The 14,457-nt window shown below is 68.1% G+C and carries 17 protein-coding genes; 4 read left to right on the top strand and 13 right to left on the bottom strand.

From position 1 onward, the window contains the following. Positions 1-240 precede the first annotated feature (240 nt). Positions 241-435 carry a DUF1328 family protein gene (locus tag ACNA7R_RS15845; RefSeq protein ID WP_416284513.1) on the top strand — a complete coding sequence of 65 codons (195 nt, stop codon included), beginning with the start codon at positions 241-243 and terminating at the stop codon, positions 433-435. A 146-nt stretch (positions 436-581) separates the two neighbouring features. Here the strand turns inward: ACNA7R_RS15845 and ACNA7R_RS15840 are convergent, their stop codons facing one another. The 6 genes from ACNA7R_RS15840 to ACNA7R_RS15815 all read right to left on the bottom strand — a co-directional run bounded on the left by ACNA7R_RS15840 (position 582) and on the right by ACNA7R_RS15815 (position 4,650). After that, complete coding sequence (locus tag ACNA7R_RS15840; protein WP_416284512.1) at positions 582-944, bottom strand: hypothetical protein; 363 nt, start codon at positions 942-944, stop codon at positions 582-584. Further along, the gene (locus ACNA7R_RS15835; protein WP_416284511.1) at positions 944-1,210 is read right to left on the bottom strand and encodes a hypothetical protein; all 267 of its coding nucleotides are present in this window, start codon (positions 1,208-1,210) and stop codon (positions 944-946) included. The genes ACNA7R_RS15840 and ACNA7R_RS15835 overlap by 1 nt, the downstream gene beginning before the upstream one ends. A 35-nt stretch (positions 1,211-1,245) precedes the next feature. Then, positions 1,246-1,566, bottom strand: coding sequence for an AzlD family protein (locus tag ACNA7R_RS15830; protein WP_416284510.1), 321 nt, complete (start codon positions 1,564-1,566; stop codon positions 1,246-1,248). After that, positions 1,556-2,323, bottom strand: a complete 768-nt coding sequence (locus tag ACNA7R_RS15825) for an AzlC family ABC transporter permease (protein WP_416284509.1) — start codon at positions 2,321-2,323, stop codon at positions 1,556-1,558. The genes ACNA7R_RS15830 and ACNA7R_RS15825 overlap by 11 nt, the downstream gene beginning before the upstream one ends. A 74-nt stretch (positions 2,324-2,397) precedes the next feature. Next, positions 2,398-2,676, bottom strand: coding sequence for a ubiquitin-like small modifier protein 1 (locus tag ACNA7R_RS15820; RefSeq protein WP_416284508.1), 279 nt, complete (start codon positions 2,674-2,676; stop codon positions 2,398-2,400). Between the two features lie 117 nt (positions 2,677-2,793). Continuing rightward, positions 2,794-4,650 carry a bacterio-opsin activator domain-containing protein gene (locus ACNA7R_RS15815; RefSeq protein ID WP_416284507.1) on the bottom strand — a complete coding sequence of 619 codons (1,857 nt, stop codon included), beginning with the start codon at positions 4,648-4,650 and terminating at the stop codon, positions 2,794-2,796. A 102-nt stretch (positions 4,651-4,752) separates the two neighbouring features. Between ACNA7R_RS15815 and ACNA7R_RS15810 the strand changes: the two genes are divergently transcribed. After that, the gene (locus tag ACNA7R_RS15810) at positions 4,753-4,938 is read left to right on the top strand and encodes an HVO_0649 family zinc finger protein (RefSeq protein ID WP_293027201.1); all 186 of its coding nucleotides are present in this window, start codon (positions 4,753-4,755) and stop codon (positions 4,936-4,938) included. Between the two features lie 74 nt (positions 4,939-5,012). Then, complete coding sequence (locus tag ACNA7R_RS15805; RefSeq protein ID WP_416284506.1) at positions 5,013-6,113, top strand: archaeosine biosynthesis radical SAM protein RaSEA; 1,101 nt, start codon at positions 5,013-5,015, stop codon at positions 6,111-6,113. Here ACNA7R_RS15805 and ACNA7R_RS15800 read toward each other — a convergent pair. The 6 genes from ACNA7R_RS15800 to ACNA7R_RS15775 form a co-directional block, all read right to left on the bottom strand. Next, positions 6,110-9,211 carry a PAS domain S-box protein gene (locus ACNA7R_RS15800; protein WP_416284505.1) on the bottom strand — a complete coding sequence of 1,034 codons (3,102 nt, stop codon included), beginning with the start codon at positions 9,209-9,211 and terminating at the stop codon, positions 6,110-6,112. The two genes, ACNA7R_RS15805 and ACNA7R_RS15800, sit on opposite strands and share 4 nt — an antisense overlap. A 118-nt stretch (positions 9,212-9,329) precedes the next feature. Then, a complete protein-coding gene (gene purQ / locus ACNA7R_RS15795) occupies positions 9,330-10,022 on the bottom strand; it encodes a phosphoribosylformylglycinamidine synthase I (protein WP_416284504.1) in 693 nt (230 codons plus the stop codon). 59 nt (positions 10,023-10,081) lie between these two features. Then, positions 10,082-10,333: a phosphoribosylformylglycinamidine synthase subunit PurS gene (purS, locus tag ACNA7R_RS15790; RefSeq protein WP_416284503.1), complete on the bottom strand. Its 252-nt coding sequence runs from the start codon at positions 10,331-10,333 to the stop codon at positions 10,082-10,084. A gap of 81 nt (positions 10,334-10,414) precedes the next feature. Continuing rightward, complete coding sequence (locus ACNA7R_RS15785; RefSeq protein WP_416284502.1) at positions 10,415-10,786, bottom strand: rhodanese-like domain-containing protein; 372 nt, start codon at positions 10,784-10,786, stop codon at positions 10,415-10,417. 71 nt (positions 10,787-10,857) lie between these two features. Beyond that, positions 10,858-11,508 carry a DUF3267 domain-containing protein gene (locus ACNA7R_RS15780; RefSeq protein WP_416284501.1) on the bottom strand — a complete coding sequence of 217 codons (651 nt, stop codon included), beginning with the start codon at positions 11,506-11,508 and terminating at the stop codon, positions 10,858-10,860. Between the two features lie 141 nt (positions 11,509-11,649). Next, positions 11,650-12,855, bottom strand: coding sequence for an FAD/NAD(P)-binding protein (locus tag ACNA7R_RS15775; RefSeq protein WP_416284500.1), 1,206 nt, complete (start codon positions 12,853-12,855; stop codon positions 11,650-11,652). Between the two features lie 135 nt (positions 12,856-12,990). On the opposite strand from ACNA7R_RS15775, the gene ACNA7R_RS15770 reads away from it, so the two are divergent. Continuing rightward, complete coding sequence (locus tag ACNA7R_RS15770; RefSeq protein WP_416284499.1) at positions 12,991-13,461, top strand: hypothetical protein; 471 nt, start codon at positions 12,991-12,993, stop codon at positions 13,459-13,461. On the opposite strand, the gene ACNA7R_RS15765 is transcribed toward ACNA7R_RS15770, so the two are convergent. After that, positions 13,445-14,457: nucleoside recognition domain-containing protein (locus ACNA7R_RS15765; RefSeq protein ID WP_416284498.1), on the bottom strand; the 1,013-nt coding region annotated here is incomplete at its 5' end. The two genes, ACNA7R_RS15770 and ACNA7R_RS15765, sit on opposite strands and share 17 nt — an antisense overlap.

Below are 14,457 nucleotides of genomic sequence, written 5' to 3'. Positions count from 1 at the left end.
TGTTGTAGCGTTCTACCGGTGATCGCTCGGGCGGGGACAGCGATCACCGGTAAAGAACTACAATAGTCCGTATGAGACGGACTGCCGTACCGATTTCGCGGCGCGACCGCAGTTCGATGGGGTTGCGCCGGAGCTGACGTACGGCGGTCCGTACGGGGACGTCGGTACCCGCTCCCTACCGAGGCGAACGCCCGTGGACCGACACCGACGTTTATAACCGTCGACGTGGGAGTGGGTCGCATGTACGAACTCGCAACCGCGGTCCCGCTCCAGCTCGGCGGCGTCGACTTCCTCTACTGGGCAGTCATCTTCTTCGTCCTCGCGCTCGTCGCCGCCGCGGTCGGCGCCGGCGGCGTCGCGGGCGTCTCGATGGAGATCGCGCGGATCTTCGTGCTGATCTTCATCGTGCTCGCGGTGATCGCGCTCCTGTTGTAGTCGGTTCCGCCTCGGGCGAGGATCCGGTTCGACGTCGGCGGATCCCGATCGTCGTTCGCTCTTTCGCAGGTACCGATCGACGAGTATCGCCCCTGTACCTCTCGGATGCCAATCTCGGGCCGGATCGGCCGTCGTGAAGACCGAACCTACTCGCAGGCTCCGATCAACACCGGCTCGCGGATCTCGAGGGCGGTCTCGAACTCGTCCTCGCGGTCGGTGCGCCGGCCGATCCGCAGCAGCTGCTCCTCGTGGGCGCGTTCGACGGCCGACAGCTCGCGGTCGCTCATCCCCAGCTCCTCGCCCAGCGCCGCCCAGTGGCCCGTCTCGACGGCGAACGCCTCGAGCCCGTCGCCCTCGTAGAGGCGTTCGTACTCGCGGCGGTAGCGCTCGCGGTCGGCCGCCAGCCGTTCCTGGGCAAGATCGACGAGATCCGGCAGCCGGGTCGGCGTGACGCTCGCCTTCGCGGCGGTGAGCAGCAGGATCTGCCCCTCGATGGGGTCGCCGGCCATCAGCCACCCGCGCGCATCGCCTTCTGGGCGAAGTCCTCGATCAGCGGCTCGAGCACGTCGGGATCGCCCTCGAAGACGACCGTCACCTCCGTCAGCGTCAGCGACGGGCCGATCCCGACCGTCTCGGAGGAGAGCGTCGCCGTCCAGTCCTCGCCCGTGACCGTCTCGTCGTCGACGCGCTCTCCGCCGAGGTTCGTCAGGTACCGCCTCGCGAGTCGTTCGGAGATCCCGCGAAAGGAGCGCTCGATCCGCGTCCGTTCTGTCATACCCCTCGTTCGGCCGCCGGAGAAATAAAGTTCCCTCAGACGACCGCTCGCAGCACGACGACCGAGACGACCCCGGTACACAGCGCCAGCAGGATGCTCTCGGTGCGCCACATCACGGCGACGACGACGACCCCCGCACCCCACTCGGCGGGTCCGCCGGCCGCCAGTTCGGGGCCGAGGACGGCGATCACGATCGCGCCCGGCAGCACCGAGAGGGCGGCCTCGAGGCGCTCGCTCGCCTCGATCCGGTTGAGCAGCCAGAGTCCGCCGGTCTTGGTCGCGTAGGTGACGAGGGCCATCGCGAGGACGACGCCGACGACGACCGGCTCGAGCGAGAGCGCGCCGTCACCGATCATGGCGGATCACCTCGACGACCGCCGCGGCGAGCCCGCCAAGCAGGATGTACCACCGGCCGGGAAGCGCCTCGGCGGCGATCACCGCGGTTCCGAGCGACGCCATCCACGGGACGAGCGACGAGCGCCCCTCCCAGAGTTCGGCCGCCAGCGCGAGAAACACCGCCGCGAGGACGAAGTCGACCCCGTACTGCGCGGGATCGCCGATCGTCTCGCCCGCGAGCGCGCCGACGACCGTCGACGCGACCCAGAACGTCCAGATCGCGATCCCGCTGCCCAGCAGGAAGGCGCCGCGTCTGTTACCCGCCCGGAAATCCCGCATCGTCAGCGCCCAGTTCTCGTCGGCCATAAAAAACAGGCTGCCGTAGGCCTTCGAGGCCGACAGGCGTCTGAACCAGGGCTGGAGCGCCGCGCCCATCAGCGAGTACCGCAGGTTGATCGCGAACGTCGTGACGACGATGGCGGCGATCGGGATCGGATCGGCCCACAGCTCGACGGCGACGATCTGGGAGGCACCGGCGACGACCAGCGCGCTCATCAGCGCCGCCTCCGCGACGCTCAGCCCGACCTGATTCGCGAGGACGCCGAACGCGACGCCGTAACCGGCGACGCCGAACGCGACCGGGACGCAGGTGACCAGTCCCGCGCGGATCCCCCGCCAGCTGAAGGTTACCGGCTCTCGATCGGCGCCGTCCGCTCGCCGATCCGGTTCGGTCGTCGCGTCACAGTCGGTCGTCTCGGGTTCGGAGTCTATCGCCACGCTCTACGACCGACTCCGAGTACGGTCCGTAAATCCCTCTCGAAAGCGGTCGAACCGTCGTCGATCGAAACGGGTTATCCGCCCGCGACCGGTGGAAACACCGACAGCGTATCCCCCTCCTCGAGGGCAGTGGCGGGGCCCTCCATGTGGACGACGTCGCGACCGTTCTTCAGCACGCTCAGCTGGGGTCGGATCTCGCCGTCCTCGAGCAGCTCCCCCTCGAGGTCGTCGTACTCGGCCTCGAGCGCGCCGAGGACGTCGCCGACGGTCGCGTCGTCCTCGAACGAGGACGTCAGTTCCTTCTGGCCGACCGCCTCGCGAAAGGTGGCGAAGAATCGCAGATCGAGCTCCATACCGGGTGATCGGAGGCCGGAACCATAAGTCCGGCTCTCGTCCGGACCGCCGTCGGTCAGTTCCGGAGTGACGGCAACCGTCCTGCGCCCTCCGGTACGTCGGGACGGCAACCCGTCTCAGTCGTCGCCGAAGAACGCACGGCACAGCTTCGCCTCCGCGCCACGGAGGTGTTCGTGGAACGTCGGCCGCGAGACGTCCATCGTCTGTGCGAGTTCCTCCCCGGTCGTGGGTCGGGGCCACTCGAAGTAGCCCGCGAGGTAGGCCCGCTGTAGGGCGGTGAACTGTCGGTCGGTGAGCGATGCCTCGAGCCGCGAGGCGAACTCGTGGCGCGAGCGACCCTCGCTCTCGCGCTGGTGAAAGGAGACGACGTCGGTGCCGTCGTACCGGTCCTCAATCGCCTCGACGATCGACCGGACGTTCGCCGACCGCGGGATCTCGAGCGAGAGTCTGGCGCTCCCGTTCTCGCTTTCGATCGTCTGCGTCCGAACGCCTCGATCGGAGAGCCAGCCGACCGGATCGTCGTCGTCGCGTAGCTCGATCAGACAGCTCCCCTCGTGCTCGACCAGCACCTCGAGGGAGACGTCCGGGAGCTCGGCCGCGGCTGCCCGAAGGGCCTCCCCGGTCGTCCCCTCGGCGGTGAACAGCGACGCCGTCCCGTCGCCGGTGCGGTGGACCGACCGTCGGTACTCGAGACGGGCCTCGCTCCCCGCCGACAGCGCGACCGGCGCGAACGCGGGGTCGGTGAGTTCGATGTCGACGGCGACGACGGCGTCGGTCGCGAGCGTGCGACTGGTCTCGCGGGCGTTGACGCCGCTCGCGACCGCACGGGCCAGCGCCGAGAGGATCACGGACTCGCGGTCGTCGATCGGCCGATCGCGGTCGGTACAGACCGTCAACACCCCGTAGTCGATTCCGTTGTACCGAAGCGGGAACGAGGCGTGGGTCCTCTCACCGTCGCCGTCGACGGCGAGGGCGTGCGTCTCGAGGGCCTTGGCGGCCGGATGCTCGTCGCCGATCGACGACGCCTCGACGGGGACGCCCGCCCGTTCGCGGATCTCGATCCGGTCGGTGGCCGGATCCCGCTCGCCGATCCAGGCGCCGTCGTAGGCCGTCTCCGCCGCGATACGCTCGCAGACCGCGTCCTCGAGCTCCGACCGGGAGGTCGAGCCCGCGACGACTTCGGTGACGTCCTGGATCAGCCCCTCGACTCGCTCGAGGATGTACTTCAGCTCCTCGGTTTGGCGCTCGAGCTCGAGTTCGGCCTCCTTACGGGCGGTGACGTCGTTCTGGAAGCCGACGTAGTGGGTGACCTCGTCGTCGTCGTTGCGCACGGGAGCGATCGTCACCTCGTTCCAGAAGGCCGTGCCGTCCTTGCGGTAGTTGACGAGTTCGACCGTGACGGGCCGTTCCTCGTCGATCCCCGCGCGCATCTCGGCGATCGCCTCGGGGTCGGAGTCCTCGCCCTGCAGGAGCCGACAGTTGCGCCCGACGACGTCCTCGTAGCCGTAGCCGGTGATCTCCTCGTAGGCCTCGTTGATGTAGACCAGCGGGTTGTCCTCGCGGCCCGGGTCGGAGATGGTGATCCCCACCGGCGCCTCGTTGATCGCCCGGTCCTTGACCGCCCGGTCGCTCGCCGGGGGTTCCTGCTCGCCGAGGCGTTCGAACGCGATCGTCGCCCCCTCCTCCCCGCGGTGGATCCGGACGTCGTACTCGGCGGTCTCGAGGGAGACGTGGCGGGCCGTCCCGACGGTCGTCTCGGTCAGGGCGGGCTCGATGCGCTCCCAGTGGGAGTCGAGAACCGGCTCCGGGTCTCGAGGGAGCGCTCCCTCCTGAAGGTCGAACTCCGTCCGGGCGGCCTCGTTCGCGAACGTGATCACCCCGTCGGTCACGGCCAGGATGGGATCGACGAACCACTCGAGGGCGGCCGTCGCGGTCCCGCCCCCGGGCTCGTGTGTTTCGCTGACGCTGTCCATACACCCTCGTACGAAGGCGACGCCTAAGAACCATGCTGATGGAATCGATCTATCAACGAAACCGGAATGAACGTTATAACTTATCACGTTATATGCTATCATATGTCCGTGTACCAGTCTCCGTTCGAACGGCTGCGAGAGAAGTTCGACGACTCCGAACTCGAGTGTCGACACTGCGGCTACCGCGACGACAGCGGCTGGAACGTCTCGACGAGCGGGAGCCGCGTCCAGTACCGGTTCGTCTGTTCGTCCTGCGACGGCGTCGAAACGAGAGAGATGCGCCTCTGATCGCGAACTCGAGGCGTCGTCGCTGCCGTTCCCAGACGAAGGCGCTTTAGGTGCCGGACCGCTTTCCTCTCTCAATGAGTCACCCCACGCCCGACGTCTACGAGCAGGGCAAGGGCATGGACGCCCACAACAAGGTCATGCGCGAGATCCGCTCGCGCAAGGAGGCCAGCTACGACCCTCACGAGCCGACCCGCGTCTGGCTCGACGAGGACAACACGCCGAACGGCGTCAAGCGGAGCCTGACGATCATTCTCAACACCGGCGGCTGTCGCTGGGCCCGCGCCGGCGGCTGTACGATGTGTGGCTACGTCGCCGAGAGCGTCGACGGCGGCAGCGTGAGCCACGACGCCCTGATGGACCAGATCGACGTCTGCCTCGCCCACGAGGAGGAAGAGGGGGACGAGCCCGCCGACCTCATCAAGATCTACACCTCCGGTTCGTTCTTAGACGAGCGCGAGGTGGGCGCCCGCTCGCGGCGAGCGATCGCCGACGCCTTCGCCGACCGCGAGCGGATGGTCGTCGAGTCGCTGCCCGACTTCGTCGACCGCGAGAAGATCGCCGACTTCACCCGCCACGGCGTGAATACGGACGTCGCGATCGGGCTCGAGACCGCGACCGACCGGGTGCGCCACGACTGCGTGAACAAGTACTTCGACTTCGCGGACTTCGAGGACGCCTGCGCCGAGGCCGCCGAGGCTGACGCGGAGGCGGGCGACGACGCCGACGCGGGGATCAAGGCCTACCTCCTGATGAAGCCGCCCTTCCTCACCGAATCGGAAGCCGTCGCGGACATGATTTCCTCGGTCGAGCGCTGTGCGGCCGTCGAGGGCTGTCACACCGTCTCGATGAACCCCTGTAACGTCCAGCGCTACACGATGGTCGACGACCTCTACTTCGAGGACGGCTACCGGCCGCCGTGGCTCTGGTCGGTCGCGCACGTCCTCCGCGAGACGGTCGACGTCGACGCCATCGTCGTCTCCGATCCCGTCGGCCACGGCTCGGATCGCGGCCCGCACAACTGTCAGGAGTGCGACGACCTCGTCCAGAAGGCGATCAAGGACTTCGACCTTCGCCAGGATCCGTCGGTCTTCGAGCAGGTCTCCTGTGACTGCGAACTCACCTGGGAGGCCGTCATGGAACACGAGCGGAGCTTCAACCAGCCCCTGACCCGCTAACGGGGATCGACTCCGTCTCGAGTCGTACCGACCTCGTCCGGATCGGCCCGCGGTAGCTCGAGCGTGACGACGGTCCCCCGGGGCTCGTTGTCGGCGATCGTCAGCCGACCGCCCGACTGCGAGACGGCCCAGTTGACCAGCCAGAGGCCGAGGCCGCTCGTGTGTCGGAGCTGCGTGATCTCTCGCTCTTCCCGGAGCAGCTCCCGCTCTTCGGGCGGGATGCCGGGGCCGTCGTCGGCGACCGACAGCGTCACCAGATCGTCGGTCGGCCGATCCCGAACCGCAATCTCGATCGAGGGCTTCCCGTCGTGGTGTTCGGCCGCGTTCTCGAGGAGCTGCGAGACCGCCGCCTCCAGGTACTCCCCGCCGGGGACCGGAGCCGGCCCCGAGATCGAGCGCTCGAGCTCGACGTCGGGAGCGGCGTTCTCGAGCCGGGTCGTCGCCCGTTCGGCGAGCGCGGCGACGTCGATCGGTCGGGTGTCGGCGCCGTCCCGGCTGAGGGTGCATTCGACGGTTCTGGACTTCTCGGCCAGCGAGATGAGTTCGCTCGCCCGCTCCCGAATCGACTGGACGTACTCCGCGTCCTCTCCATCGACCCGATCGGCGAGCAGGTCGGCACAGCCGTCGATGACGTTCATTCCGTTTCGCAGGTCGTGTCGTAACACCCGGTTCAGGATCTCGAGACGCTTTCGTCGCCGCTTCTGCTCGGTCACGTCGGTGTAGATCGCGAATGACCGGTTCCCGGCCTCGCCGAGTTCGATCGGAACGATCCGCAGCATGAACTCGCGGAAACCGTCCGCGGTTCGGCGTCTCACCTCGGCCTCGACGACCGAGCCCTCGTCGCTACATCGGTTGATCGCCTCCGCCGCGTTCCGGTCTTCGACCGGGACGATGTGGGCGTCCAGCGAATCGCCGACCAGCTCCGCCTCGTCGTAGCCGAACGTCCGCTCGAACGCGGGGTTGACCGCTTCGACGATCGGCTCGCCGTCGCGGTGTCGGACGCTGGCGACGGCGTCCGGAACGTTTTCGAACAGCGCCGCGAATCGATCGCGTTCGGCCCTGAGTTCCGACTCCGACTCGAGCTGGTCCAGCCTGTCGGTGACGTGAGAGAGCAGCAGTTCGACCAGCTCCTCGTCGTGGCCGTCGAACGCGCCCGGTTCCTTCGCGGCCGCCTGGAAGACGCCGTGGTCGCCGATCGGGGCACTCAGCAGCGACGCGTAGGCGCCGGCGTCCGCCGCCGCGTCCTCGCAGCGCTCGACGTCGTCGATCCGGTACGTTCGCCCGGTCCGGTAGGTCTTCCCCGCGATCCCCGTCTCGATCGGGATCCGTTCGACGTAGTCCGCGTCGTCGAGGTGCGAGGAGAGCGCGACCTTCACGAGCGAGTCGCCGACCGCTCGATCGACGACGCAGACGTCGAACTCGAGGACGTCCTCGGCCGTCTCGACGATCAGCTCGTAGATCTCCTCGGGACGGCGACAGTCGTCCAGGCGGGAGGCGACCTCGTGGAGGCTCTCGATCTTCGCTCGACGCTCTCGGAGTTCGCGCTCCATCCGCTTGCGGTCGCTGATGTCGCGGACGACCCCGACCGATCCCTCGAGGTCGCCGTCCGGACACAGCAGCCGCGTGGTCGCCTCGCAGGGAATCCGGTCGCCCGACTCGGTCAGCACGGTCACCTCGTAGGTCGCAGCGTCCCCGGCTCCTGGCTCGAGTTCGCCGAGCCGGTTTCGGGCCCGCTCGGTGCTCTCGTCGGTCAGCACGGTCGAAAAGTGTTCGCCGACGAGCGCCTCCCGGTCGTAGCCGGTTACCGACGCGAGCATGTCGTTGACGGTGACGAACCGCCCCTCGTGATCAGTCGCGTACACGCTGTCGCCGACGGCCTCGACGATCGTCTTCGCGCGCTCGAGTTCGCGCTGGCGTGCCGTCCGGTCGAGGGCGGCCTCGGCGGTCGCGGCGAGCACCCGCACCAGGTTCATATCGGCGGCCTCGAGCTCCCGTCCACCGACCGAACAGACCGACAGCACGCCGTGCTCGCCCAGCGGGTAGACGATCGCGTTACCGAGGGGAAACTCGAGGTAGTACGGAAGGCGTTCGGTCGAGGCGTCCTCGACGACCAACGGCTCCCCTCGCCCGTAGACCTTCCAGAGGAGGCCGCCGCCGGGGGAGACCGGCGATCGATCGACGCTGTCGTCGGCCAGTCGCGAAGCCGTCGCCGCGAGTTTGAGGGACTCGCCGTCCTCGTCGGCGAACCAGACGCCGGCCAGCGACCGATCGAGGACGCTCCCGGTCGCGTCCATGACGATCTCGGCGATCGCCTCGGGCGAGGACGCGCCCATGAGCCGACGCGTCGTCTCCTGGAGCGCCTCGAGGGCGGTCGCCCGCTCGAAATCGTCGGTGATGTCGCGGGCAAAGGAGAGCACGCGAACGACCTCGCCGTCCTCGATCAGCGGCGTGTTGACCCACTCGCAGATGACCTCGGTGTCGTCCTTGCGAACGTTCCGGGTGACGGTCCGGGACGACTCCTCGAGGTCGGCCTCGACGAGCAGCTCCCAGTGGGCCGCGACGTCGGCACGGTCGCGCTCGCCGACGACCAGCTCGAACGCCGACGAACCGAGCGCCTCCGTTCGGTCGTAGCCGAACAGCGCCGTCGCCGCGGGGTTCCAGCTCGTCGCCTCGAACGACCGGTCCCACTCGATGATCGCGAGCGGGGACTGTTCGACGAGCAACTCGAACCGGCTCGAGTCCACGTTCGACCGGGGGGCGGAATCGGAACGCAACGCCGCGAGGCGCGAGCGAAGCGTCTCGAGACCCTGGGACTGTGGCACGTAGCCGTCGGCACCGGCCGAAATCACCTCACCGGCCAACTCCTCGCTGCCAGCCGACGGGAAGACCACGAGCGGAACGTCGGGTCGGCGGCTCCGAATCAGCGAACAGAGTTCAGGGCAGGTCGCGTCGGGTACGCCACTGGTCGCCACGACGCAGGCTGCGCTCTCGAGCGCCGCCAGGCAGTCGGCGACCGTCTCGACGATCTCGTCGACGATCTCGTCGACGTTCGGCGGAACCGAAGATCCCACACAGACGACGTGCGTTGCCGTATCCATAACCCAGTAGCCGCGATAGCCGGGCTCGTCCGCTCGACCACCCCGAACGGATAGATACCCAGCTTCAGCTGACTGTCTCTAAATAAAATAGATAATGGAATAAATATATCGGTGGAGATTAAAATTCGTCGGTCGCCGACTCGAATCCACGGAGGATCCCCTGGCCGTCGGTCGGGCCGACGTCCGGTAGCGTGGCGCGCTCGGGGTGGGGCATCAACACCGCGACCGTCTCGCGCTCGCCGAGCAGCCCGGCGACCGCCGCTTTCGATCCGTTGGGGTTCGCGTCGCCGTCGACCGCGCCGTCGTCGTCGCAGTACCGAAAGAGGATCCGGTCGTCGGCCTCGAGTTCCGCCAGTCGATCGTCGTCGACCTCGTAGCGCCCCTCGCCGTGGGCGATCGGCACCTCGATGACCTCGCCTTCCTCGTAGGCGGCCGTCCAGGGTGTGTCGGCGCGCTCGACCCGGAGAGAGACGGGTTCGCACTGGAACCGAGCGCTCGCGTTGGTCGTGAAGGCGCCCTCGGTCAGCCCCGACTCGCAGCCGATCTGGGCGCCGTTACAGATCCCCAACACCGGAACGCCGTCGGCAGCCGCCTCCCGGACCTCGGCCATGATCGGCGATCGGGCGGCCATCGCCCCCGCGCGCAGGTAGTCGCCGTAGGAGAACCCGCCCGGCAAGACGATCCCCGACGTCTCGGCCGGCAGGCCGTCCTCGTGCCAGACGATCTCGGCGTCGATCCCGAGGTGCTCGAGCGCGCGTGCGGCATCGCGGTCGCAGTTCGAGCCGCCGAATCTGACGATCGAGACCGTCACAGTCGCCACCCCGCGGTGTTGTGACCGACGGTCTCGATCGTCGTGAGGGAAACCGTCATCTACCGCTCGTCGACCTCCACGTCGTAGTCGTGGATGGTCGGGTTCGCGAGCAATCGCTCGGCCATCTCGTCGGCGCGCTCGCGGGCGTCGTCGTCGGAGTCGGCCTCGAGGTCGATCTCGAAGCGGTCGGCCGAGCGCAGCGCCTCGAGTTCGAAGCCCAGTCGCTCGAGGGCCTGCTTCGTGGTCTCGGCCTCGGGGTCGAGGACGCCGCGTTTGAGTCGAACCGTCACCGTCGCGGTGTAGGCCGTCATTACCTGATACCCCGTAACCGTGCTCAAAAACGCTTTCGGCTTTCGTCCGAAACCCACGTTCGTGGATACTGTCCGGACCCATCAGGGAAGCAGTCGGCCGATCACCGTCCGAAGGCGGTAGCCGACCGACCCCCGCTGGTAGCCGTTCCAGCCCCGCATCCCGCCGGCCAGGGTCGTGGCGTCGTACCCCTCCTCCTCGAGGACGGCCGTCGCCTTTCGGGCGACGATCCCCGCCTTGCAGACCGTGACGACCGTCCCGTCGTCGGGCACCTCCGCGAGCGATCGGCGAAGTTCGCCCTCGTCGCCGCGTCGCAGGTCGTCGTAGACGGGGACGTTGTGACTCCCCTCGATGTGCTCGCGCCGGTAGCTCTCCCGGGGTCTGATATCGAGAACGTAGTAGTCCTCGCCGCTCGAGCGGCGCTCCGCCAGTTCGGACGGACGAATCTTGCCCATACTACACAATATAGATCGGGCGTACAACACGGTGCGGATGCTCGCTCGAGTCGGTCGCCGATGCGTTCGCGCTACGTCGACGGCTCGTAGACGTAGGAGTGGCGGATGTCCACGTCGTACAACAGCGTCCCCTCGGGGAGCCGTCGAAGTCGCCACGTCGCGTAGAGGTCTCCGATCGCCCCGGCGGTGTTGAAAACCAGGACGAACGCGGCCGTAAGGGCGACGATCGGAACCGGAACGAACAGCAGCGGGACGCAGACGGCCGTGATCCCGACGAGCGGTGCGAGACCGACGCGGAGCAGTTCCGCCCGTCTTTGAAACTGGCCGAACGCCGCCGCGTAGAACGCGCCCATCGCGGGAGCGACGCCGTACGCCACGTCGTAGCCGTAGAACCGAAAGACGACGCCGTGGAGCAGTTCGTGGACGGCCGTCGTCACGATCAGCGCGGCGAGAAACGGGACGGCGATAGCCGTCAGATCCATCGCGAACGTCGTCGTCTCGCCGTCGACGATCACCTCGTAAAACGCGAACACCTCGTGGCCGTGGACGAGCATCAGAAGGGCCACGAGCGCCACCGACGAAACGATCCCCAGCACGCTGGAGCCGACCAGTAAGGCGACCGTCGGATACCGGAACTCGTACGGCTCGGCGTATCCGTCGGGTGTTGGCGGAAGCGTCGACGCCCTCGCGATGTCCGAACCCGTCTCCTCGCTTTCTGCCACGACGGTGGTTACCGAACCGGAGTACAAGTAAGGCTCCCTCCGAGCGATCCGGATCGCGTCCGACACCGCTCTCCGGCATCGAAGCCGGACCGACCGTCGCCCGCTCGAGAGCCACGATCGGCTGTCCCGCGCTCGTGCGGCTCAGTCGGCCGATACCATCGGCTCGCTGCGACCCGAGATCGGTTCGACCAGGCGGTCGGCCGCCCGTCTCGCGCCGGCGACGTTCCCCGCGAACGGACCGACGGTGCCGGCCGCTAGCGCGCCCGTGACGAACACCGGGGATCGAGTTCCGTCGGCGTGACGCCACGCCAGCGTTCCGTCCTCGAGCACCGGCGTTCCTCGATACCCTCGCTCGAGTCCCAGCTCCTCGGCGACCCGGTCGACGAACGGGTGGTCGAACACCGAAGCGAAACCGGTCGCGAGCACGACCCGCTCGGCCGAACAGCAGCCGCCGTCCTCGAGCAGCAGCCGCACCCGGTCGTCGACCGCGCGGGCGGACTCGACCTCGCCGATCCGGGTCCGCAGGTCGCCCGCTTCGACCGCCGAGTCGAGCCGGTCGAGCAGGGTCGGCGGGACGGTGGCGTCGTTGCGCGCCTCCCGGACGACCTCGAGGCGCCGCCGGGAGCCCGGCGGGTGACGGTGGAGGTGCCGTTCGACGTGCGACCAGTTGATCCAGCGGGGGTCGGCCTCGATGGCCGCCTCCTCGAGGTCACGTCTCGAGAGCAGGGTCACGGGTTCCCGGTCGGCGAGGCAGGTCGCCAGTTGCGCTGCGGTAACCCCGCCTCCGACGACGACCGTCTCCTCGGCCCGACGGTCGGGATCGAACCCGTCCCAGACGTGGGTGACTCCGTCGACGCCGTCCGCCCAGTCGGGGGTCCGGTACCGGCCGCCGCGTCCGATCGCCAGCACGCACGTCCGGGTTCGGATCGGGCCGTCGCCGGTCTCGAGGACGAGTCCGCCGTCCTCGCGCTCGCTCACGGCGTCGACCGCCGTCCGCCGGTGCAGCGCCTCGAGGTTCTCCCGATCGATGACGCGGTCGGCGTAGTCGAGAAACAGCGACAGCGACGGTCGCCGTGGGTAGCCCGGCGTCGGCAGGAGTTCGTCCTCGCGCCCGCGGGCTTCGGCGAAGCTCTCGAGGCCGAACGGCTCGGTGCCGACGTGGTGGACGAACGTCGAGCGCATCGCGTCCATCTCGCAGGCCCGCGCCTTCCGTCGGAACGAGGCCAGCAGCCGTTCGTTCGGGTCGACGATCAGAACGTCCTCGCGCTCGAGGTCAGTGTCCTCGAGCAGCCGCTGGACGAGGTAGGTCCCGTGGATTCCCCCGCCGACGATGACGCACTCGTACACGGGATCCGATACGCGCTATTATTACTTTAGTTATTTGGTTTAATAACTATTGGATACAGGTAGGAAGTGGTATAATAATCCGACCGAGGGCCTGCCAGCATGAGGGTTTTCGGCCCTGCGGCGCACATCGGTACTATGGCGGACGGAACTTTCGCCGACCGACTCGGGACGTACCAGCAGCGCTTCGACAGACTCGACGCGACCGTCGCCGCGTACATGGATCGGTGGGGGATACCGGTGTTGCGGGCCGCGATCGCTGTCGTGTTCATCTGGTTCGGCGGGCTCAAGGTACTTGGCGTCTCGCCGGCCGGCGAACTCGTCGCGGCGACCGTCTATCTGGTTCCGGCCGATCTGTTCATCCCCGTCCTCGGCGTCTGGGAGGTGCTGATCGGGATCTGCCTGCTCTACCGGCCGCTGATCCGGGTCGGGATCTTCCTCCTCTTTCTCCAGCTACCCGGCACCTTTCTGCCGCTTATCATCCTTCCCGAGGCAGTGTACGTGTCGTTCCCGTACGCGCTGACGGTCGAGGGCCAGTACATCATCAAGAACCTCGTCATCATCGGCGCCGCGCTCGTGATCGGCGGCACCGTCAGAGAAGACGTGTAGTTAGCCGTCCGATCCACGCGAGCGCGAGCGCGAAGCCGATCGCCGCCGCGGCCTGCCGAGCCAGCATTTTTGCAACGAACCGGACCGAGACCTCGCGGGCGACCGTGACCGCCGTGACCAGACACGGCAGGAGTACGCCCGCGAGGTAGACCGCGACGAGCACCTGAATCGGCGAGAGCGCGGCGATTCCGCTCGCATCGGCGGTCAGCAGCGCGATCCCGTCCTTGCGGATCGAGGCGAGGACGATCGGCAGGGCGGCCTCGGCAGGGAGGCCGAAGGCGCCCATCGCCGGGGCCAAGCCGCTACCGAGCCGCTCGAGGACGCCGACGTACTCGAGCAATGCCGCGACGACGCAGATCACCGCGAAGACGGGCAAGGCGGTCGTGAGGAAGCTCGCCAGCGAGCTCCGGGCTTCCCGCCAGACCGCGCTCGGGCGGGGCCACTCGAGGAACGTCCGCCGATCGACCGCGAGCGACGCCGTCCGCGCCTCCGGCGGGGCGATCAGGCGGACGTACAGCAGCGTCGTCGCGACGAGCACGACCAGGTACGGGACGACGAGCCAGCTCATCCCCACCGCGGCGAAGACCGCCAGCGTGGCCGGAAACTGGTAGGAGCAGGCCGAACCGAACGAGATCGCCGAGACGGTGGTACAGCGCGTACAGTCCGAGCAGCTTCGGGTACTCGTCACGGCGGGGACGTTACAGCCGAAACCCATCACGACACGGACGAGATCCCGACCCGTCAGGCCGACGCAACGCATGACGGGGTGGAGCGCGGTCGTCACCCGCGTCACGAGCCCGCTGGCCTTGTACGCGCCCATGAACAGGGCGAAGATGAGCATCGTCGGCAGCGCCCAGACGAACAGGAACGGCCCCATCGCGAGCAGTCCGTAGTCGCTGACGAACGCGGCCGCTACCGGCTCCGGCAGCGGCGCCGCCTCGACCCGGGCGACGGCGGGCTCGAGGACCGCGCCGACGACCGAGTCGAGTTCGCCCG

Source organism: Natronococcus sp. (genome assembly GCF_047921035.1).
Classification (GTDB): domain Archaea; phylum Halobacteriota; class Halobacteria; order Halobacteriales; family Natrialbaceae; genus Natronococcus.
The sequence above is the reverse complement of the archived record's forward strand: the minus strand, read 5'-3'. Positions and strand labels throughout refer to the sequence as shown.